Source organism: Blastomonas sp. (genome assembly GCF_030373265.1).
In the GTDB taxonomy this organism is placed as follows: domain Bacteria; phylum Pseudomonadota; class Alphaproteobacteria; order Sphingomonadales; family Sphingomonadaceae; genus Blastomonas.
Genome location: NZ_JAUCZC010000003.1, coordinates 16,460 through 38,806, shown reverse-complemented (window position 1 = coordinate 38,806; position 22,347 = coordinate 16,460). Strand labels below are relative to the sequence as shown.

Here is a 22,347-nt window from a genome sequence, read left to right as displayed (position 1 = left end):
GGACCATGGATGACGCGCGCAGTACATCGCCTCGCATCCACGGAACGATCGCCCATGATATCGGCGTCGAGATCGTCGGTGGTGTGCGCAAGCCCGGCGACGTCTTTGGCGGAGAAATCGAGGCCAGCGAACAGTTGGGCATTTCGCGCACCGCCTATCGCGAGGCAATCCGCATCCTCTCGGCCAAGGGGCTGGTCGAAAGCCGCCCGAAGGCAGGCACGCGGGTCACCGCGCGGCACCGCTGGAACCTGCTCGACCCCGATGTTCTCGCCTGGACCTTCGAAGGCGAGCCCGACCCCGAATTCATCCTCGACCTGTTCGAACTGCGCGGCGTGATCGAGCCTGCCGCCGCCGCCTTTGCCGCCCGCCGCCGCACGCAGGCGCAACTCGATGACATGAAGGCCGCGCTCGACGACATGGGGCGGCTGGGCCTGGCGGACAGCGAAGGGCGCGCCGCAGACCAGCGTTTCCACCGCGCGATCCTGGCTGCGGCGGGCAACGAGGCGCTGGCGGCGCTGGCAAGCTCGGTCGGCGCAGCGGTCAGCTGGACCACCAAGTACAAGCAGCGGACCCGCGCGCTGCCGCGCGATCCGCTGCCCGACCACATTCTGGTGCACGAAGCGATCGTGGCGCGCGATGACCAGGCCGCGCATGATGCGATGGCGCATCTACTGCATCTGGCGCTGGCCGACATGGATCTGCCGGCCCGCACCTGATTGTCACAGCGCTCCCTGCGGCTCAGTGGTTGTCGCGCGGCAGCCCCATTGTCTGGGCGATCCGCTGGTATTTCTCCGCCCCTTCCAGGATGGCGCCGGTGCTCATCTGGCCGACGACCGAGCGCTGGATTTCCTGCCAGGGGGTCTGCGATGCGGGGTACTGGAACCCCCCCGCCGCCTCGAGCTCGGCGCGACGCTGGGCAAGCTCTTCGTCGCTGATCAGCACATTGGCGGTGGCGTTGCGCAGATCGATCCGCACCCGGTCACCGGTCCTGATCAGCGCGAGCCCACCCATCGCCGCCGCTTCGGGGCTGGCGTTGAGGATCGAGGGCGATCCCGACGTGCCCGACTGGCGGCCATCGCCGATGCACGGCAGCGCGTGGACGCCTTCGGTGATCAGATAGGACGGTGGGCGCATGTTGACCACCTCGGCAGCACCGGGATAGCCGATCGGTCCCGCGCCGCGCATGAACAGCAGCGACTCCGGGGTAATTCCGGTGGCCGGATCATCGATGCGGTCGTGATAATCCTCCGGTCCGTCGAACACCACCGCGGGGCCTTCAAACGTGTCGGGGTCGGCCGGGTTGGACAGATAGCGGTCGCGGAATTCGGGCGATATCACGCTGGTCTTCATCACCGCCGCGTCGAACAGGTTGCCCGACAGCACGATGAACCCTGCGTCGTTGACCAATGGCTGGCCGAACGGGCGGATGACCTTTTCGTCCTCGATGCCGACCCCCTTGCAGTTTTCGCCGATCGTCTTGCCGTTGACCGTCGCGGCACCCTCGTGGATCAGGCCTTGGCCGATCAACTGATCTATCACCGCAGGCACGCCGCCGGCACGATAGAAATCCTCGCCCAGATACTCGCCCGCGGGCTGCAGGTTGACCAGCAGCGGCACCTTGTGGCCTTCGGTTTCCCAGTCCTTGATCGGCAGATCGACCCCGATATGGCGCGCGATCGCGCTGAGATGGATCGGCGCATTGGTCGAGCCGCCGATCGCGCTGTTGACGCGGATGGCGTTGTGGAACGCCTGCTTGGTAAGGATATCCGACGGCTTGAGGTCCTCTGCCACCATCTCGACGATCCGCTTGCCGGTGCGCCAGGCGACTTCCTGGCGGTCGCGATAGGGGGCGGGGATCGCTGCTGAGCCCGGCAGCGACATGCCCAGCGCCTCGCACAACGAGTTCATCGTCGTGGCGGTGCCCATGGTGTTGCAATAGCCGGTCGATGGCGCCGAGGATGCTACCAGCTTGATGAACTGCGCATCGTCGATCTCGCCCGCCGCGAGCATCTCGCGCGCCTTCCACACGATGGTGCCAGAGCCGGTGCGCTCGCCTTTGTGCCAGCCGTTGAGCATCGGTCCGACCGACAGCGCGATCGCGGGAATGTTGACGGTGGCCGCAGCCATCAATGCCGCAGGTGTGGTCTTGTCGCAGCCGATGGTCAGCACCACGCCATCGAGCGGGTAGCCGTAGAGGATCTCGACCAGCCCAAGATAGGCAAGGTTCCGGTCAAGCCCGGCGGTCGGGCGCTTGCCGGTCTCCTGGATCGGATGGACGGGGAATTCGATGACGATGCCGCCTGCCTCGCGCACGCCTTCGCGAACGCGCTCGGCGAGCACCAGATGGTGGCGGTTGCACGGGCTCAGATCGCTTCCGGTCTGCGCGATGCCGATGATCGGCTTGCCCGACTGCAGCTCCTCGAGGCTGAGCCCGAAGTTGAGATAGCGCTCAAGATACAGCGCGGTCATGTCGATATTGTCGGGGTTGTCGAACCATGCGCGGCTGCGCAGTTTCGGCAGGTTGGCGTCGGACATCGTTTGCAAAGCTCCAGTAACAGGGAAGGCAGCGCGGCGTCAGCGCGCGACGGAAAGGCGGTAGATCATGACGTGACGATAGGGCGTGCCCGGATCGACGCGCGCCGAGGCGAACTTGGGGTGGTTGGGCGCGTCGGGGAATTTCTGCGGCTCGAGCGCGATGCCATCCCCCATCCGGTAAAGACGGCCGCCCTTGCCGGGCACGGTGCCATCGAGAAAATTGCCGGTGTACAGCTGGACGCCAGGCTCGGTGGTCAGCACTTCGAGCACCCGGCCGGATACCGGGTCCTCGAGCCGCGCCGCGGGTTGCGGTGTGCCGGTCAGCCCCTTGTCGAGCGCGAAATTATGGTCGTAGCCGCGGCCGAACGCGATCTGCTCGTCGCGCCCGTCGCGGATGCGGCTGTCGAGCGTCTGCGGCGTGCGGAAATCGAACGCGGTGCCTGCAACCGGGCGCAGCGCCCCGGTCGGGATCAGCGTGGCGCTGACCGGGGTGATCGCCGATGCCGGGATCGTGAGCAGGTGGCCCAGTGCGCCGCCCGGCGCACCTTCGCCCGCCAGATTGAAGATCGCGTGGTTGGTCATGTTGATCACGGTGGGCCGGTCGGTGGTGGCATCGAAGCTGATCGTCAGCTGCCCGGCATCGTCGAGCGTGTAGGTGACCTGCGCCTCGACCTCGCCGGGGTAGCCCTGATCGCCGTCCGCGCTGGTCAGCGCCAGCGTGACCGAGGCGCGCTTGCCCTGGGTAAGCGCGATAATCCGCCACAGCCGCCTGTCGAAGCCGACCTCTCCCCCGTGCAGCGAGTTGCCCTTGTTGTTCTGCGAGACCTGGTAAGTCTTGCCATCGAGCACGAACCGCCCCTGGTCGATGCGGTTGGCAAAGCGGCCCACGGTCACGCCAAAATAGTTGGGCTTGGCGACATAATCCGCCGCATCGTCAAAGCCGAGCAGCACGTCGGCCAGTTCACCGTTGCGGTCGGGCGCGGTCAGCGATTGCAGGGTCGCACCAAAGCTGATGATTCTCGCCGAGACGCGGTTGGCGCCGGTCAATGTCACGGCCTCGATCACCGTGCCGTCTGCCAAGGTTCCTGCAGGCGTCCGCTCGGCGGTCGCCGCCAGCGCCGGGGTCCAGGGCAGCAAGGCTGCGAACAGCAGGCTGGTTCGCGTCAAAGTCGCCGTCGCCATTCATCCACCCCTTGCCCGAAACCGCGTCCGAAGCGCCACTGATTGACGCGTTGCTGTCCGATATATACTCAGACAATTAAATCCGCACAAGATGCCGGGTCACTACGGGGAGGAATTATATGGAACCGAACGGAGCGCAGGTGGCGCAAACCCGCGGCGCGGGCTACAATTCCGCGCTGGTGCTGCTGGCCAGTCTGTTCTTCATGTGGGGCTTCATCACCGTCATCAACAACACGCTGTTGCCGCATCTGCGCAGTGTGTTCGACCTCAGCTACACCCAGACCACGCTGATCGAATCGGTGTGGTTCATCGCCTATTTCTTCGCATCGATCCCCTCAGCCAAGCTTATCGAGCGAATCGGCTACCAGAAAGCGCTGGTCACCGGCCTGCTGATCATGGCGGCAGGGGCGACGGGAATGATGCTCGCGGCAAGCCTCCCGTCTTATGGCATCACGATGGTGATGCTGTTCGTCATCGCCAGCGGCATCACGCTGCTGCAGGTGGCGGCAAACCCCTATGTGGCGGTGATCGGTCCGGCAAGAACCGCCTCGTCGCGGCTCAACCTGGTCCAGGCGATGAACTCTGCCGGAACGATGTTCGCACCATTGTTCGGCGCCTATCTGATCCTGGGGCGATCCAAGGGGGGAACGGCGGAGGCCGGTGTCGTGCTGACCCAAGCCGAGCGGCTGGCCGACGCGCAATCGGTGATCCTGCCTTACGGCCTTGTTGCCCTGGTGCTGCTGGTGCTGGCCGTGATCATCGCGCGCTATCCCTTGCCCGCGATCGAGGCGGCAACAAGCCGGATTTCGCGCGAAATGCGCCAGTCGCTCTCATTGTGGAAGCACCGCAATCTGGTGTGGGGCATTCCTGCAATCTTCATCTACCTCATCGCCGAGATCGGGGTCGCCAACCTGTTCGTCAATTTCGTCAGCCAGCCAGATATCGCCGACCTGACGCAGGAGCAGGCAGGCAGGTACCTGACGCTGCTATGGGGCGGCATGATGATCGGCCGGTTTGCAGGGTCTGCACTGATGCAGCGATTCGCGGCCGAATCGGTGTTGGCGGTATTTTCGATCGGTGCCTTTGTGGTGATGCTGGTGACCGTGTTCACCACCGGGCCTGCGGCGATGTGGGCGTTGATCCTCGTCGGCCTGTTCCATTCGATCATGTTCCCAACGATTTTCACGCTCGGAATCAGAGGACTTGGGCCGCTCACCGAAGAGGGGTCCGGCCTGCTGATCATGGCGATAGCAGGGGGAGCGCTGGTCGTCGTGCAGGGTTGGCTTGCCGACCTTTACGGTTTGCAGGCGTCTTTCCTGCTAACTGCCGCGTGCGAGCTTTTCATCCTGTTTTACGCGCTTTGGGGCAGCCGTCTGCCAGAAGATGCGACAGCCTATTGACAGCAATAACTCAGAGTATTACCCATAGTGTTGATAGCGCTACCATAGCGTGGACCGTGGCACGAAGCCATGGCCGAACAAGGGGAGGATTACATGGTATCTCGGATCGATTCAGTGCGTCGCGGGCTTTTGAGCGCAGCGGCCCTATCAGCGCTCGTGATTCCCGGCGTGGCCTTCGCCCAAGGGGTGCCGGTTCCTGCAGACGAGCCTGCCGTCCCTTCTCCCTCCAGTGACACTGCGGTTGCCGATAGCGAAGGCGCCAGCGAGATCGTGGTCACGGGCTTCCGCGCATCGCTGGAAAGCCAGACGATCGCCAAGCGCAACTCGATCGGCTTCACCGACACGATCTTTGCCGAAGACATCGGCAAGTTCCCCGACACCAACATCGCCGAATCGCTGAACCGTATTCCGGGTATCACCATCGGCCGCGAAGTCACCGGCGAAGGTTCGTCGGTCGCGATCCGCGGTCTGGGCACCAACTTCACCCGCGTGCTGCTCAACGGCACCCCGGTTGCGATCGCATCGGTGCGGTTTGACGCACAGAGCACCAACCGCGAGGTCGATCTCGATCTGATCCCGACCGAACTGTTCACCCAGCTCACCGTCAGCAAGTCGCCGACCGCGAGCCTGCTCGAAGGCGGCGCTGCAGGTACCGTCAACCTGCGCGCGGCGCGTCCGTTCGACAACCCCAAGCCCTATATCAGCTATGGCCTGCAGGGCTCCAAGGTCAGCGGCGCGGACAAATGGGGCTATCGTGGTCATCTCGTCGCCAGCGCGACCTTCGGCGATTTCGGCATTCTTGTCGGTGGCGCAGCTGTTCGCAACAACTTCAACGTAGAGGGCTATGAAACGATCGGTTTCACCAACCCCAATCTCACCGCAACACAGCGTACGACCGGTACGCGCAATGCCACCGGTGGCGGCAACTTCACCATTCCCGCCACCGTCCCTTCGCTCGCCGGCAATGGCCTCACTCCGGGTGCCGTGATCGACGAGGCGTTCCTGTTGCGCAACAACCCTGGCGCGACGATCGATCAGATCGACAACGGGTTGCTGCCGCGCCTGGGCCGTCCGCGCAGCGAGAACGGCTTCCGCCAGCGCTATAACGGGCTGGTGTCGCTCGAATGGCGGCCGAGCGAGAATTTCAATTTCTATGTCGATGGCATGTATGCGCAGCGCGACACCGAGTTTACCCGCACGGCGATGAACTGGGTCGGCCGCAACGGCGCGGTGATCCCGATCAACACCACTTACGATAAAGCCGATTGCTCGGCCGGCTGCACCGTCACTGGCGGCACTTATGCCAACTCGCAGTTCTTCCTGGAATATCGCCCCTACAAGGACACGCAGGATTATTATGGCATCAACCCCGGGATCGAGTTCAAGCTGAACGACTGGATCCGGGGCGATTTGCAAGCGAATTACACCAAGAGCAATTTTCGCCGCGAAAGCCCGACATTCCTGGTGATCACGCCGCCGAACAGCGGTCTGACCGTGAACTTCCAGAACGATGGCGGAATTCCGCTGATCGAATCGAGCGCTGACCTCAATAACCCGAACAATTTCGGCTGGGAGGGCGGCGGCCGTGTCAATCTGAACGGTGAAGAGCGCGCCACCGAAACCAAGGGCATTCGCGGCAGCCTGTTGTTCGGCGATGAAACCCGGTTCAGCGTGCGCGTCGGCGCGGCCTATGATGATACCAAGCGCCGTATCACGCCTTTCGACAACACCGCTTTGTGGCAGAACGCGATTTGCGGCAACGGCCCCAACATAACCTTGCTGGCACCCAACAGCGCGACAACGCCGTGCACCGGGCTCAACCAGCCAGGTACCGCGACGCCTGCTGGTTTCCCGACCTTCCCCGGCTATGGCACCAATTTCACCGCAGGCGGCGCACCGATCACCTATGCGGGATCGCTGATCCCGACCGCGGCGGTGCCGAGCTATCTGCTTCCCGGCGACAATGGCTATGTCACCGTCGATTGGGACAAGGTGCGGCGCGACACCAACTACGACGCTCTGCTGGCAGGCGCGACCGAGACTGGATCGGGCAGCAGTGGTGCCAATGGCGGTCTGATCCGCGAAAAGGTGACCGGTACCTTCATCGAGGGCAACGGCATCTTCGAGATGGGCGACAACACGCTGCGCCTGAATGGCGGCGTGCGCTATGTCCGGACCGAACAGATCGTCGGTGGACGCGTCTCCATTCCCGACCCGCGCAACAATCCCGCAGGTGCACCGCCGGTCGCCGATGGTGGCCGCTTCCCCAACACGGTCGTCTTCCCGACTTCGAACACCCGCTATTCGAACTTCCTGCCGTCGCTGAGTGCCGCATACGACTTTGGCGGCAAGGCGGTGGCGCGCGCCTCGATCTCGCGGACACTGACCCGGCCCGATCCCAACGCGCTGCTTCCGGGGGCCAGCTTTGTCCAGCCCTCGGCCGATATCGGCACGGTGGGCAACAATGCGCTCGACCCGTTCATCTCGGACAATATCGATCTGGGCTTCGAACTTTACACCGGCGGGGAAGGTGTGATCGCCTTTGCGGCCTTCCGCAAATCGATCACCGGCTTTACCGTCAACGGCCTGACCAATGTGCCGTTCTCGTTCTTTGAGCAGTTCGGAATCAATGTGGACTCGCTGACCCAGGCACAGCGTGAATCGCTGGCCGCCCGCGCTCAGCCGGGCCAGGCACTGCGCGATGTTGCCGTGGTTGTGCAGCAGCAGGTCAACGCCAACGGCAAGCTGAAGGTCAACGGCCTCGAATTCCAGATCACCCAGCCGCTGGACTTCATCACCCAGTATATCGGGGTGACCGGTTTCGGCTTTCAGGGCAACCTGACGCTGATTGACCAGAAGGGCGAGGGCACGGGTGCCCCTGCCGTCGCGATCGGCGTCGCGCCGACCACCTACACCGCGACCGGCTATTACGACAAGAACGGCATCTCGGCGCGTCTGACCTATGTCTACAACGAAGGGTCGCAGGCATCGAACCCCAACCAGAACGGCATCCCCAACGCCGCGATCTTCGGGCGCAGCTACAGCCAGCTCGATTTCTCGGGCAACGTCGATCTGGCGGAGATCTTTGGGAACGACTACCTGCCGACCCTGGTGATCAACGCGATCAACATCACCAAGGAAGCGCAGAGCAGCTTCTTCCAGTTCCCCAACGCGACGTTCAACGAATACAATCCGGGTCGCACCATTCTTGTCGGCATCCGAGGTCGTTTCTGACCGCTTCGCCTGCAGGAGACTTCCCTCCCAGTTGGACCGGTCGAGCAATCGACCGGTCCTTTTTTTGTGGCGGGAGCGCGGGCGCGGGTCGCAGCGAGCGCAAGCCTGCGGCCCCGCACGAAGTGTGCTGGCGTGCGGAATGGCGGCAGCTGAGGGTAACGACCTAGTCGAAGAGTGAGAGCGGAACCGCCTCGGCCATGGCGCGGAAGCCCGCCGGGTTGGGGTGCAGGCCATCGCCGGTGTCGTAAGCCGGGTTCAGATAGGCGGGGCGAGACGGATCGCGCATCACCTTATCCAGATCGATCACGCTGTCGAAGGCTCCGGAGGTGCGGATCCAGGCGTTGATCGCCTGCCGATCGGCTTCGGACGCCGCATCGGGGTGGTAATATTCGTTGCTCATGAACGGCAGGATTGTCGCGCCATGGACCTTGATGCCGAGGGCATGTGCGCGCGCGATGATCTGCGCATAGGCGCCGGTAACCTGCGCCACCAGGAACGCATGCGCCTCGGCAGACGCGGGCGTCTCGCGCGCGAGCGTGCCGATATCGTTGATCCCCTCGAGCAGGATCAGGTGGCCCACGCCGGGCTGCGACAGCACGTCGCGGTCGAGCCGCGCGATCGCATTCGGCCCCAGCCCATCGAGCAGCACCCGGTTGCCGCCGATGCCTTGGTTGATCACCGCAGCGCGTCCAGCCAGTCGCTGTGCCAGAAAGTCGGTCCAGCGATCGTTGCCGTTGGTGGTCGATCCGCGCCCGTCCGTGATCGAATCCCCCAGCACCACGACGCCATCGCGCGCGGTGCAACTCGTTACCTCGATGCCCGACAGCAGATACCAGTGGTCGACGCCGGTGGCCTGGGGAAGTGCCGGGTCGCCCGTGCGATCACCGGCAACGACATAGGACGTCGCGCGCGACCCGGGATGCGAGGTCTGCCCCTCGGGCTCGGCGAGCACATGGATGCTGATCGCGAGATCTTCGAACGCCGCCGCGTCCCAAGCGATCGGATCGCTCAGCCATTCGCCGCCCGGCGGGATCACCGCACTTGGCTTGTCTGCAAACGACAGGCGACGCAGCGAGGCGGGCACGATGCTCGCGCTCGCATTGTCGGCCGAGCGCGCCACGGTGACACCGCCGATGCGCAGCGGCGTCTTGCCGAAGACGTTGGACAGCCGCACCCGAAGCTGGGCGCCACTGATCGACGGACGGACGATCTGCCGCAACGTCGCATCGTCGAGCGCGCCGTCAGGCAGCGCGTTGGCGGTATCGGGCAGCATTTGCGAGGATGCCCACGCAGCCTTCCAGGGACAGGTTTGCGCGGTTGCGTCGGGTGCAGCGCCGGGTTCCGACTGTGCCTGAGACGCCACCGGAGCCATCGCCAGGGCAAGCGCGAAAACCGATACTGCTGATCGCATGGAAACGTCCTTCTGACCGCGCCGACTGACGGCGCTGAAAACCTACCGGTAGCGGTAGAGCTTGACCCGCTGAATCTGCCAATTGTCCGGGAACAGGCGAATATGCCTGCCCTGGTGCGTCTGGTCGCCGTTGAGCAGGCGGCCGGGTTTCCACTGGCCCGCAGCATCGAAGACCCCTTCATGCGCGACATCGATTCCGGCAAGCGGCTGGTCGCCCGCCACCGGTTTGAACGTGACGGTGATCCCCTGTCCGGCGACGAGATACTCCTCGGGTCCGATCTGGATGATCATCCCGCCATAGCCCGCGGTCTCGGGGGTCATCACCGGCTTCTGGATGTCCATGGTGAACGACACCGTGAAACGGTAATCGCCGATCACGCGCTGCTGCGGCGCATAATCGAGCGATTCATCATAGGCCTGATGCGGCTTGAACCCGGCGATCCTGTCGGTGCCCTGGGCTTGCAGGATGTACGGCTTGAGCTGCTGCAGCACGCCATAAGCGCTTTTGATCGCGCCGGGATCCTCGTCGATCGAATCGATCGAAAACGGGCTGAACCCGATCGCGTCGTGCTCGGCGATGGAATAGAACGCGTTGGCCGGGACGGGCGGGTTGTCCGCGTTGTGCGCCTCGGGGATGAACAGCGGGTTGTCGGCGCGGTGGTAGCGCGCGACGATCTGCGTGAAGTTGGGGAAATAGATATCGGGTGCGAGGAAATCGATCGTCGGCGCGCCCGCTTTCCACACATCGATCAGATGGGGCAGGGGGCCGCCGCTGGGATATTCGCCGGGCGCCCGGCCGGGGCGGTTGAGCGCGACGTTGACGTACATCGGCATGTTGTAGCTGGCCTTGCCGGCCTGGGTCAGTTCCTCGGCAAAGCGCGCATAGTGCCAGGCTGTGAACACCTCGGCCCCGGCATCGCCCGGGCCGAACAGCTCTTCCCAGCTGCCTTGGGTCTTGGCACCGCGATCGAGCCACATCGCCTTCATCTCGGGGACCAGGCTGTCGCGGTTGCGCACCAGATACTCGACCAGCGCGGCAGGCACCGGCTGGGCAAAGGCTGCCGACGCGGCGGGGCTGTAATCGCGCGCCACCGGAAGCATGCCGATCTCGTTTTCGACCTGGGTCATGACCACGGTGTTCTCAACGTCGTCGACCGCCTTGATATGCGCCATCAGCGCGGCAAAGGCGCGGCTGTCGGCCTTGAGCGTCTCATCGCCGAAGGTCGACAGGATCTCGACACCCTGTCCGTTGGCGGTGGCGGCGCGCGGGAAGCGGGCCTGATCGCGCTTCACCCAGCTGGGGACGTAGGTGGACATGCTGTTCTTCCACGCGCCGAACCACAGGATCACCAGCTTGAGGTCGTTCGCCCGCGCCGCCTTGAGCATGGCATCGAACGACGACCAGTCATAGCGGCCTTCGAACGGCTCGATCAGCTCCCATGCCACCGGCGCCAGCACGGTATCGACGTTCATCGCTCTTAGCCGTGCCCAGTGCGGGGCCATGTATTCCGCGCTCGAAGCCGCCGAATTGCTGAGCTCGCCGCCGATGATGAGGTGCGGCTTGCCGTTGACGATCAGCTGCGTCGCATCGCCCTGCTTGCGCAGGCTCGGTGCATCGGCGAGCAACGGCGCGGACAGGCAGCAGGTGGCAGCAGCGGCCGAATACAGGGCAAGCTTGCGGATCATGGGTGGTCTCCGTGGGTGTGTTCGAGCGCAGCGAGCGCGCCCGATTGTTCAAGTCGGGTAAGCTGCGCGGCGATGGCGGCGTAGGTCCGCGCATCGAGCTCGGCGCCCAGCACCGCCAGATAGCCGTCCACGCCCGATGCATCGGCCAACCGCGCGGCGGCGGGGTCGTCGATCTCGAACGCGGTGCCATCGTCGGTCCGGCCCGCCTGCCAGCGCATCCAGGCTGCGACCGCCAGCACCAGCGCGGGGCTTTGCTGGCCAGCCGCAGCGCGCTCGGCGAGCGGCGCGATCAGCCGTTGCGGCAGCTTTTGCGAGCCGTCCATCGCGATCTGGCGGGTGCGGTGCTGCAGCGCGGGGTTGGCGAAACGCTCGAGCAATGCTGCGCGATAGGCGGGAATGTCGAGCCCTGCGGGCGGATCGAGCGTGGTCTGCGCCTCGTCCCACAGCGTTTCGATCATCGCGCGGCCAGCGTCGCGGGCGACGAACTGGTGGACGAACTCGTCGCCCCCTAGCCCGCCGAGATAGGCGATCGCCGAATGCGCGCCGTTGAGCAGGCGCAGCTTGGCATCTTCCCACGGCGCGACCTTGTCGGTCAGCTGGACGCCGAGCGCTGCAAAATCGGGGCGCGGGCCGCAGAACCAGTCCTCGATCACCCATTGCGTGAACGGCTCGGTCTTGACCATCGCCAGGTCCTCGATGCCGGTCAGTTCGCGGCGTGCGGCGATGTCGTCGTCAGTGGTCGCAGGCACGATGCGGTCGACCATGGTCGAGGGGAATGCCGCCTCGGCTGCGATCCAGTCGGCAAGTCCTGCATCATGCGCGCGCGCCATTGCGATCACCGCATCGCGCAGCAACGCGCCGTTGTGCGGCAGGTTGTCGCACGACATGATGGTGAGCGCGGGCAGGCCCACGGTGCGGCGCAACTTGAGCCCGGCGACGATCAGCCCCGGCGCGGTGCGCGGCGCCTCGAGCGAGGCCATATCGTGCGCGATATCGGCATCGTCGGCGAGCAGACCGCCGGTCGCGCGATCGAGCTTGTAACCCTTTTCGGTGATCGTCAGCGTCACCAGATGGGTGTCGGCCGCAGCGATCGCATCGACCACGCGTCGGGGGTCTTCGGGCGCGACCAGGACGTCGAGCACCGACCCGATCACGCGTGCCTGCGAGCCTGCTCCACTGCGCACCAGCAGCGTATACAGACCATCCTGCAGCTCGAGCTGATCGCGTACGCCGGCGGAGCGCAGCGAGACACCGGTTACCCCCCAGCGCGGATCACCGGACGCCAGCGCGGCATTGAAAACCGCCGCCTGATGCGCGCGGTGGAATGCGCCGATTCCCAGATGCACGACGCCGCGCTTTACCGCCGTCCGGTCATAAGCGGGCAGCGCGACATCGGACGGCAACTGGCCGAGCGTATGCGAAGACAGCCTCACAGCCGGTACGCCGCCTTGGCAAGATCATAGGCCAGCGCACGCGCGACCTCGTGCGCTTCGTCTTCGGGCAGGCGATGCTCGGCGACCAGTTGCGCCAGCCACGCGCAGTCCATCCGGCGGGCGACGTCGTGGCGTGCGGGGATCGAGAGGAAAGCCCGCGTATCGTCGTTGAAGCCGACGGTGTTGTAGAAGCCGGCGGTTTCGGTGGTGCGCTCGCGGAAGCGGCGCATGCCTTCGGGGCTGTCGTGGAACCACCAGGGCGGGCCGAGCTTGAGCGCCGGATAATGCCCTGCCAGCGGCGCAAGTTCGCGCGAATAGACATCCTCGTCGAGCGTGAACAGGATCAGCGTCAGCCGGGGATCGTTGCCGAACGCCTCGAGCAGCGGTGCAAGCGCGCGGACGAACTCGCCGGGCAGCGGGATGTCCGCGCCCTTGTCGCGCCCGAACCGGGCGAGCACCGTGGGGTTGTGGCTGCGGTGCACGCCGGGGTGGAGCTGCATCACCATGCCATCGTCGAGGCTCATCCGCGCCATTTCGGTGAGCATCTGCGCGCGGAACAGCTCGGCCGTGGCGGCATCGGCGCCCGCCATCACCCGGGCATAGAGCGCAGCGGCTTCATCGGGTGCCAGATTGGCGGTGGCGGCCGAAGGGTGGCCATGATCGGTCGAGGTCGCGCCCGCCTCGCGGAAACGGGCACGGTGGAAGCGGTGCGCGGCAAGATAGCCCTGCCAGCTGCCCACATCCTCGCCCGCCGACGCGCAGAATGCCTGGACGTTGGGGGCGAAACCTTCGGCTTCGGGATCGACCACGGGATCGGGGCGATAGGCGGTGACGACCCGGCCCGACCAGCCGCTCTGCCGGATCGTGCGGTGATGATCGAGCGGATCAAGCGGGCTTTCGGTGGTGGCGATCACCTCGATCCCAAAGCGCTCGAACAGCGCGCGGGGGCGGAACGCCTCGGTCTTGAGCGCGGCGTCGATGGTGTCGTAATAGAGCTGCGCGGTGGCGGGTTCGAGGATCACGTCGAGCCCGAACACCTCAGCAAACACCCAGTCGAGCCACATCCGCGAAGGCGTGCCGCGCAAGAGGTGATAATTCTGCGCGAACAGCTGCCAGATCGCGCGCGGATCCTGCTCGGTGGCGCTGCCGTCGATCGTCGGAATGCCCAGCGCATCGAGCGGCACGCCCTGCGAATAGAGCATCCGGAACACATAGTGATCGGGCACGATCAGCAGGCTGGCCGGATCGGTGAACGGCGCGTCGGTGGCGAACCATTCGGGGTCGGTATGGCCGTGCGGGCTCAGGATCGGGAGATCCTTGACCCCGGCATAAAGCGATCGGGCGATCGCGCGGGTGGCGGGGTCAGCGGGAAACAGGCGATCGGGGTGGAGGGTGAGCGGGCGGGTCATCGGCTGCTGGCTACTTTCACTTGCTTGTATTTGGGGTTGAGCAGGTGGAATACGCCAAGCGCCACCAGATACGCCATCCCGCAGGCGATAAAGAACGGCTCGTAGCTACCGACCCGGTCGAGCAGCACGCCGAGCGATTTGGATGCGATAAAGCCGCCGCATGCGCCCGCGAACCCGCCCAAGCCGATCAGCGTGCCTTGCGCGAACCTGGGGAACTGGTCGCCCGGCAATGCGAACAGGTTGGTCGAAAAGCCCTGGTGCGCCGCGCAGGCGAGGCCAATGCAGAACACCGCGACCCAGATGTTGTCGGCCTCGATCGCGAACATCACCGGCAGCGCGAACAGCGCGCAGACGAACATCGCCTGCTTGCGAGCGCGTCCGGTCGCAACGCCCTTTTTGAGCAGATGCGAGCTGTACCAGCCGCCGGCGATCGCGCCGACATCGGCGAGGATATAGATCGCGACCAAAGGCGGGCCGAAGTTCTTGAGGTCATAGCCGTACTGCTTGTTGAAGAAGTCGGGCAGCCAGAACAGGAAGGTCCACCACACCGGATCGATCAGGAAGCGCCCCGCCATATAGGCCCAGGCCTCGCGGTGGCGCAGCACGTTGAGAAAGCCGGTGCGCCCGCTGTCCTCGGAGGGTTCCGCCTCGATCCAGGCGCGCTCTTCGGTGGTGACCTTGGGGTGCTGCGCGGGGTTGCGATAGAACTTCCACCAGAAGAACAGCCAGACGACGTTGAACACCCCGGTGACGATGAACGCCCAGCGCCAGTCGAACGCGAGCCCGACGACGATGAACGAGACCAGCAACGGCGTGATGATCGCGCCGACATTGGCACCGGCGTTGAAGATGCCGATCGCGAGCGCGCGTTCCTTCTTCGGAAACCATTGCGACACCGCGGCGAGCGCCGAGGGGAACGTGCCTGCCTCGCCCAGCGCCAGCGGAATGCGCGCGATGACGAACCCGGTGGTGCTGGTGACAAAAACCTGCGCGAAATGGCCGACGGTCCACAGCCCCATCGCCAGCAGATAGCCCGCGCGCGGGCCGATCCGGTCGATCAGCCAGCCGAACGCCAGAAAGCCGATGCCATAGCAGACCTGGAAATAGCCCGAGATGTCGCCATAGCCCGAGTTGGTCCAGCCATAGAGCGTCTCGAGCTGCGGCTTGAGCACGCCCAGCACCAGCCGGTCGACATAGGACAGCACCACCGCGGCGAACAGCAGCGCGCAGATGACCCAGCGGATGCGGCCGCGCGGTTTGGGGACCTCGCGCGCGGCGGTGTCGGGGGCTGCTGCTGCCGCATCGGCGATGTCGTTCACCGGGGTCACCAGTTGTACATCGTGCCGTCTTCGAGCCGGTTCACCGGCAGGAAGGCGCGGCTGTATTCGTAACCGGCGGCAAGTTCCTCGTCGATATCGACGCCAAGACCCGGTTCGTCACCGGGGTGCATCGCGCCATCGGCGAAGGTGTAGGCGTGCGGGAAGACCGCGTCGGTCTCGGGCGTGTGGCGCATATATTCCTGCACGCCGAAATTGGGCACCGACAGGTCGAAGTGGAGCGCGGCGGCCATGCACACCGGCGACAGATCGGTCGCGCCATGGCAGCCGGTGCGCACCTGGTACAGGTCCGCCAGCGAGGCGATGCGGCGCAGATGGGTGATCCCGCCGGCATGCACTACGGTCGCGCGGATATAGTCGATCAACTGGTTCTGGATCAGCTCGCGGCAGTCATGGATCGAGTTGAAGATTTCGCCGACCGCGAGCGGCGCGGTGGTGTGCTGGCGGATCAGCTTGAACGCTTCCTGGTTCTCGGCAGGGGTCGCATCCTCGAGCCAGAACGGACGATACGGTTCCAGATCCTTGCCCAGCCGTCCCGCCTCGATCGGGGTCAGCCGGTGGTGGATGTCGTGGAGCAGGTGCACGTCCCAGCCCAAAGCCTCGCGCGCTGCCTTGAACAGCTCGGGCACCACGCGCAGATACTTGCTTGTGTTCCAGACGTTCTCGGTGGGCAGGTCCGCATCGGCGGGCTCGTAGAAATAGCGGTCCTTGCTGACGCCGTAGGTCGATGCCATTCCGGGAACGCCGCACTGCAGCCGGATCGCCTTGTAGCCCTGGCGCTGGTAGTCGAGCGCGACCGCGATCGTGTCCTCGATCGTGGTGCCGTTGGCATGGCCATAAACCATCACGCTCTCGCGGCTCGCGCCGCCGAGCAATTGATAGACCGGAAGCCCCGCGATCTTGCCCTTGATGTCCCACAAGGCGGTGTCGACTGCAGCGATCGCGCTCATCGTCACCGGCCCGCGGCGCCAATAGGCCCCCTTGTAGAGATACTGCCAGATATCCTCGATGCGGTGCGCATCGCGGCCGATCAGACAGGGGATGACATGGTCGGTGAGGTAGCTTGCGACCGACAGTTCGCGGCCGTTGAGCGTCGCATCGCCGACGCCTGTGGTGCCGTCGTCACAGATGATCTTGAGCGTAACGAAGTTGCGACCCGGGCAGGTGATGATGACGCGGGCATCGACGATTTTGGGCATAATGATCCTTAGGCGATTTCGAGGGTAACGGTTTGAAGGTTGGCGCTGTCGGCACCGGTCATGATGTCGAACAGCCCGGGCTCGACGACCTCGTTCATCTGGTCGTTCCAGATCGTGAAGGTGTCGGGATCGAGCTCGATCGAAACGGTCTTGCGCTCGCCGGGGTTGAGGGAGACGCGCTGGAAGCCCTTGAGCACCTTGATCGGCTGGGTGACCGAGGCGACCTGGTCGCGGATGTAGAGCTGGACGATCTCGTCGCCCGCGCGGTCGCCGACATTGGCGACATCGACCGACACCGTAACCCCGGCGCCCGGGCCGATCTGGCCCGCTGACAGCCGCGGCGCACTCAGCTCGAACCGGGTGTAGCTCAACCCATGGCCGAACGGGAACAAGGGATCGGTGGTGTCGAACAGATAGCCGCGCCGCGCCGAGGGCTTGGCGTCGTAGAACACCGGGAGCTGGCCGACATGCCGCGCGACCGTCACCGGCAGCTTGCCGCCGGGGTTTACATCGCCGAACAAGGCCGCCGCCATCGCATGGCCGCCCTGCTGGCCCATATACCAGCATTCGAGCAATGCGTTCGCTTGCTCGGCTACGGTCGGCCAGGAGGGCGGACGCCCGTTGATCGCGACGACGACGACGGGCTTGCCGGTCGCCTTCATCGCCTCGAACAGGTCGTTCTGCTCTCCGACCAGATCGAGGCTCGTGCGGTCGCCCAGATGGTTCTTGGCAAAGCCCTCGCGGCTGGTCTGCTCGGTGTCGCCGATCGCCAGCAGGATGACATCGCACGTCTTGGCGACCTCGGCGGCCTCGGCGATCAGCTGCCGGTTCTTGGCAGGATCGGCGAGCAGGATCTCGTTCGCCGAGCGGTCCTCGCTCTGGGTGATGAACACGCCCTGCGCAAACACCACCTCCGCCTGATCCTTGAGCCGGGCCTTGACGCCTTCGAGCAATGAGACGGGGTTGGTCGGCAGCGACGAATAGCCGCCCAGCCGCGCGATCGCGGCGTTGGGGCCGATCACCGCGACGCGCTTGTGCGCGCCGGGCTTGAGCGGCAGCGTGCCATCGTTGGTCAGCAGCGTGATCGCCTTTTCGGCGGAGGTGCGCGCGAGGGCCAGGGCTTCGGCGTTTGCGGTGAGCCTGGCTGCTGCGCGCGCGTCGACCGGCGCAGCCTCGAACAGCCCGGCGCGGAACTTGAGGGTCAGCATCCGGCGGCAGGCCAGATCGACCAGTGCCATCGGCACTTTTCCTGCGCGCACCTGATCGCCCAGCGAGCGGAACGCCTCGCCATCGGGCAGATCGCTGTCCACGCCCGCAATCAGCGCCAGCCGTGCTGCTGCTGCCATATCGGGGGCGACATGGTGCAGCGAGGCAAGCTCGCCGATCGCCGCATAATCGCTGACGATCGCGCCATCAAAGCCCCATTCGCCGCGCAGCACGTCGCCCAGCAGCCAGCGGTTGGCGTGGCTCGGCACCCCGTCGATCTCGTTGTACGAGGGCATCACCGCGGCGATGCCGGTCTCTTTCACGATCTTGCGGAACGGCGGGAAGAAGCGCTCGCGCAGTTCGCGTTCGGCGAGCGGGGCAGGGGCGACGTTTTCGCCGCTTTCGGGCTGGCCGTGCCCGGTCATGTGCTTGAGCGTCGCGAACACCTTGCCGGGGGCGAGAATCTTGCTGCGCCCCTGCAGCCCCAGCACCGCAGCAATGCCCATTTCGCCGCACAGATACGGGTCCTCGCCAAAGGTTTCCTCGATCCGGCCCCAGCGCGGGTCCCGGGCGATATCAACCACCGGTGACAGCGCCAGAATCCCGCCATGCGCGCGCATCTCGCGGCCGATCACCGCGCTGACCTTCTCCATCAGATCGCGATCGAAGGTGCCCGCCAGCGCGATCGCTTGCGGAAAGCTGGTCGCGGTCGGCGCCATATAGCCGTGCAAGCATTCCTCGTGAAACAGCACCGGAATGCCCAGCCGCGTCGACTTCGCCCACTTCTGGGCGGCGTTGACGAAGCCGATGGTGTCGGCAGGCGCGCGCCAGCGGCCGGTCGAGGCGACCGGAACGTCGTTGGCGGGATTGTTGTTGGCGGTGGCAGCCCCGCCGCGGTCGGAAGGCCTTGCGATCTGGCCGATGCCGTGCGGGTAGGCGGCCGACGCCTTGCCGGGATCGAACGCCAGCGCGTCATCCATGACATCGCGCTTGGTGCGCGACAACGTGATCAGCTGCGCGACCTTTTCATCGAGCGTCATCCGCGACAGCAGGTCATCGACGCGCAGGTCGATCGGGGCAGCGGGGTCGCGATAGATCGGGGTCGCGGCGCGGGCGGCTGCAGGCATCATCGCCAGCAGCGAGACCGATGCGCTCCAGAAAAAAACGTCGCGGCGGCTGACTTTGCCCCCGTTTGCCATTGGCCGCGTCATCTGTCTCTCCCGTCCCGAAAGGTGCAACATTTTTATTGATGTTGTCGCCGTGATACCGCTACCATGCACGGCAGAACAAAGGCTTGTCAATGCCGTTGCAACCCGTCAGCGCGACACGCGCGGCGATAAGGGAGAGAAGAGATGAAGCTGTTCAACCGCCGGAGCCCGCTTTGGGCCTGCGCAGCGCTGGCGCTTTCGACGCCCGCTTTCGCCAATGACGGATACCATTTGTGGCTGGGCGAACCCCGGGGCGAGGCGGCATCTGCCACGGTCGAACTCGCAGGCGATTCGCCCACGCTGCAGATCGCTGCCGACGAATTGCGCCGCAATCTTCCCACGCTCGACCGGCCGGTCATGCTCGCGCGCGCCAGCGATCCCGCGCTGGCGGGATTGCCCATCGATACGCGTGCGCTGGGTACGGAAGGCTATCGCGTGCAGTCCGCGACGATCGGCGGCAAGGCGGTGACGCTGGTCACGGGGGCTACCGATACCGCGATCCTCTACGGCGCCTTCGCGCTGCTGCGCCACCTGAACAGCGGCGGCGATCCGGCCAAGATCGAGCTCGCGTCCGCACCCGAGACCAAGCTGCGCATCCTCAACCATTGGGACAATCTCGATGGCGTGGTCGAACGCGGCTATTCGGGACAATCGCTGTGGGACTGGTGGGTGCTGCCCGACTTCAAGGATCCGCGCTATGCGGATTATGCCCGCGCCAACGCATCGCTGGGCATCAACGGCACCGTGCTCAACAACGTCAACGCCAAGTCCGACAGCCTGACCGCGCCCTATATCGCCAAGGCGGCGGCGCTGGCGGATGTGTTCCGCCCCTATGGCATCAAGGTCTATCTGTCCGCGCGTTTCTCCGCGCCGATTGAGCTCGGCGGGCTCAAGACCGCCGATCCGCGTGATCCTGCGGTCGCGGCGTGGTGGAAAGCCAAGGCCGATGAAATCTACCGCGCGATTCCCGATTTCGGCGGCTTTCTGGTCAAGGCCAACAGCGAGGGCCAGCCCGGGCCGCGCGACTACGGTGCCAGCCACGGCGATGGCGCCAACATGCTCGCCGCCGCGGTCAAGCCGCATGGCGGCATCGTGATGTGGCGCGCGTTCGTCTATGCCGATACCGATCCCGACGACCGCGCCAAGCAGGCCTATACCGAGTTCAAGCCGCTTGACGGCACCTTCGCGGACAATGTCCTGGTGCAGGTCAAGAACGGTGCAATCGACTTCCAGCCGCGCGAGCCTTTCCATCCGCTGTTCGGCGCGATGCCCAAGACCCCGCTGATCGCCGAGTTCCAGATTACCAAGGAGTATCTCGGTTTCGCGACTCATCTGGCCTATCTCGGTCCGATGTTCGAGGAGGTGCTCGACGCGCAAACGGGCGTGCGCCGCGGCGAGACCGTGGCGTCGGTGGTGACCGGCAAGGCCGATCGTCACACGCTCAGCGGCATGGCCGGTGTCGCCAATATCGGGCGGGATCGCGACTGGTCGGGGGGCACGTTCAATCAGGCCAACTGGTATGTTTTCGGGCGTCTGGCCTGGGATCCGACTCTGTCTTCGGAAGAGATTGCCCGCGAATGGGCGGCGCAGACCTATGGCAACGATCCCGTGATCATCGATACCGTGGTCAAGATGATGATGCGCTCACGCGAGGCGGTGGTCGATTATACCGGCCCGCTGGGGCTCGCACACCTGTTCGCCTCGGGTCACCATTACGGGCCGGGGCCCTGGGTGTCCGATCTTGGGCGTCCCGAATGGAACCCGGTCTATTACCACCGCGCTGACAAAAACGGCATCGGCTTCGATCGCACCCGCACCGGCAGCAACGCGGTCGCGCAATACGCGCCTTCGATCGCCAAGCGTTACGCCGACCCGAAGACCACCCCGCCCGAGGAGCTTTTGTGGTTCCATCATCTGCCTTGGGACTACAAGATGCCCGGCGGTAACACTTTGTGGGAAGAGCTGGTGCGGCGCTATGATCGCGGCGTGGCCGAGGTCGCCGCGATGCGCGCGCAATGGGCGACGCTCAAGCCCAAGATCGATGCCGAGCGCTGGACCAAGACCGATGTCTTTCTGGGCGTGCAGCAGCGCGAGGCGCTGTGGTGGCGCGATGCAAGCCTGGCCTATTGGATGTCGCTCAACGGACTGAAGCTGCCGGCGGGATCGGCGGCGCCGCAGCACAGCCTCGAGCACTACAAGCAGGTGCGCTTCGCGTACCCCCCCGGCAACCCGCAGTAACGGCTCAGCAGCTTTTGCCGGCCGCCCAGTCGATCGCGTTGCCGATCAGCGTGCGATGCAGCGGCTCGGCATAGCTTTGCGCCTGATGGCCGAGTGCGGAGAACACCGACCGGCCCTTTGCGACGCAGCGGGTCCAGACGATCGGGTGCACCGCGCCCATGCGCTGCTCGGGCACGGGGCGATAGCTGGCCTCGTCGAGTGTCGCCAGAATGCGCGTGCCCTCGCCGGTCGGCACCCGGTCGAACGTGTACCACTCTTCGGTGCGGGTCCATTTGACCGGGATTCCGCGCATCACCCTGTGGCTGGGCTGGGTGACGTGGATGTCGCCCTGCTGGAACTGGTCGGGCTTCGAGGTGTGCCCGTTGAAATGCACGCCCAGCAGCGCATCGCGGTACCACGCCCAGTCATAAGTGTGGTCGCCGCCCGCGCCATGCAGCAGCACGACGCCGCCGCCTGTTTCCACCCATTGCCGGAACGCTTTGCGCTGGTCGTCGGTGAAAATGTTGCCGCTGTTCGAATTGAGGACGACAACGCGGAATTTGGCCAGATCGCGCGGGTTCATGATCGCGGCGTTCTCGGTGGCGAAGACGTCGCGCCCGCCGTCCTTGGCGATCTCCTGCACCGCCCTGGTCGCCGCGACGATCTGCTCGTCATCGCGAAATCCGTTGGTCTTGGACAGCACCAGCACCGCGCCGCGCTTGAGCGGCGGCACCGGCGGGGCGGCCTCGTCCATCACCGGCGTCGGCCAGTATTTGGGGTTCTTGACATAGGGCGCCTGTTGCAGGGCCATGGCTATCAGGATTTCGATCATATCTCGCCTTTCCGTTCATCTCAGTTTATTGGGCGCAGCCTGGGCTTTGGCCCGAAAG

14 protein-coding genes are annotated in these 22,347 nt (G+C 65.2%); 4 read left to right on the top strand and 10 right to left on the bottom strand.

The window, feature by feature from the left end; genetic code table 11:
* Positions 1-5 precede the first annotated feature (5 nt).
* On the top strand, positions 6-716 hold the full coding sequence (locus tag QUV11_RS02315; protein WP_300880349.1) for a FadR/GntR family transcriptional regulator: 711 nt from the start codon (positions 6-8) through the stop codon (positions 714-716).
* Between the two features lie 22 nt (positions 717-738).
* Here the strand turns inward: QUV11_RS02315 and QUV11_RS02310 are convergent, their stop codons facing one another.
* Together QUV11_RS02310 and QUV11_RS02305 are read right to left on the bottom strand one after the other, a co-directional pair.
* The gene (locus QUV11_RS02310) at positions 739-2,535 is read right to left on the bottom strand and encodes an IlvD/Edd family dehydratase (RefSeq protein ID WP_300880348.1); all 1,797 of its coding nucleotides are present in this window, start codon (positions 2,533-2,535) and stop codon (positions 739-741) included.
* A 39-nt stretch (positions 2,536-2,574) separates the two neighbouring features.
* Positions 2,575-3,717 carry an aldose epimerase family protein gene (locus tag QUV11_RS02305; protein ID WP_300880347.1) on the bottom strand — a complete coding sequence of 381 codons (1,143 nt, stop codon included), beginning with the start codon at positions 3,715-3,717 and terminating at the stop codon, positions 2,575-2,577.
* Positions 3,718-3,836: 119 nt separating this feature from the next.
* On the opposite strand from QUV11_RS02305, the gene QUV11_RS02300 reads away from it, so the two are divergent.
* Both QUV11_RS02300 and QUV11_RS02295 read left to right on the top strand, forming a co-directional pair.
* A complete protein-coding gene (locus tag QUV11_RS02300; RefSeq protein WP_300880346.1) occupies positions 3,837-5,117 on the top strand; it encodes a sugar MFS transporter in 1,281 nt (426 codons plus the stop codon).
* A gap of 168 nt (positions 5,118-5,285) precedes the next feature.
* Entirely contained in the window at positions 5,286-8,351 is a 3,066-nt protein-coding gene (locus QUV11_RS02295) for a TonB-dependent receptor (protein WP_300880345.1), read from the top strand.
* Positions 8,352-8,514: 163 nt separating this feature from the next.
* Here QUV11_RS02295 and QUV11_RS02290 read toward each other — a convergent pair whose 3' ends face one another.
* Genes QUV11_RS02290 through QUV11_RS02260 form a run of 7 tightly spaced genes read right to left on the bottom strand, consistent with a single transcriptional unit; the run spans position 8,515 to position 19,243 of the window.
* A complete protein-coding gene (locus QUV11_RS02290; protein WP_300880344.1) occupies positions 8,515-9,762 on the bottom strand; it encodes an SGNH/GDSL hydrolase family protein in 1,248 nt (415 codons plus the stop codon).
* 42 nt (positions 9,763-9,804) lie between these two features.
* Positions 9,805-11,448 carry a DUF5597 domain-containing protein gene (locus tag QUV11_RS02285; RefSeq protein ID WP_300880343.1) on the bottom strand — a complete coding sequence of 548 codons (1,644 nt, stop codon included), beginning with the start codon at positions 11,446-11,448 and terminating at the stop codon, positions 9,805-9,807.
* Positions 11,445-12,881: a mannitol dehydrogenase family protein gene (locus QUV11_RS02280; protein ID WP_300880342.1), complete on the bottom strand. Its 1,437-nt coding sequence runs from the start codon at positions 12,879-12,881 to the stop codon at positions 11,445-11,447. Before QUV11_RS02280 ends, QUV11_RS02285 begins: the two co-directional genes overlap by 4 nt.
* A complete protein-coding gene (gene uxaC, locus QUV11_RS02275) occupies positions 12,878-14,290 on the bottom strand; it encodes a glucuronate isomerase (RefSeq protein WP_300880341.1) in 1,413 nt (470 codons plus the stop codon). Before uxaC ends, QUV11_RS02280 begins: the two co-directional genes overlap by 4 nt.
* On the bottom strand, positions 14,287-15,600 hold the full coding sequence (locus tag QUV11_RS02270) for an MFS transporter (protein ID WP_300880500.1): 1,314 nt from the start codon (positions 15,598-15,600) through the stop codon (positions 14,287-14,289). The genes uxaC and QUV11_RS02270 overlap by 4 nt, the downstream gene beginning before the upstream one ends.
* Positions 15,601-15,614: 14 nt before the next feature.
* On the bottom strand, positions 15,615-16,826 hold the full coding sequence (gene manD, locus QUV11_RS02265) for a D-mannonate dehydratase ManD (RefSeq protein WP_300880340.1): 1,212 nt from the start codon (positions 16,824-16,826) through the stop codon (positions 15,615-15,617).
* Positions 16,827-16,834: 8 nt separating this feature from the next.
* Complete coding sequence (locus tag QUV11_RS02260) at positions 16,835-19,243, bottom strand: glycoside hydrolase family 3 N-terminal domain-containing protein (protein WP_300880339.1); 2,409 nt, start codon at positions 19,241-19,243, stop codon at positions 16,835-16,837.
* A 141-nt stretch (positions 19,244-19,384) separates the two neighbouring features.
* Between QUV11_RS02260 and QUV11_RS02255 the strand changes: the two genes are divergently transcribed.
* Positions 19,385-21,478, top strand: coding sequence for an alpha-glucuronidase family glycosyl hydrolase (locus tag QUV11_RS02255; RefSeq protein ID WP_300880338.1), 2,094 nt, complete (start codon positions 19,385-19,387; stop codon positions 21,476-21,478).
* A 4-nt stretch (positions 21,479-21,482) separates the two neighbouring features.
* Here the strand turns inward: QUV11_RS02255 and QUV11_RS02250 are convergent, their stop codons facing one another.
* Positions 21,483-22,289, bottom strand: a complete 807-nt coding sequence (locus QUV11_RS02250; protein WP_300880337.1) for a ThuA domain-containing protein — start codon at positions 22,287-22,289, stop codon at positions 21,483-21,485.
* Positions 22,290-22,347 lie beyond the last annotated feature (58 nt).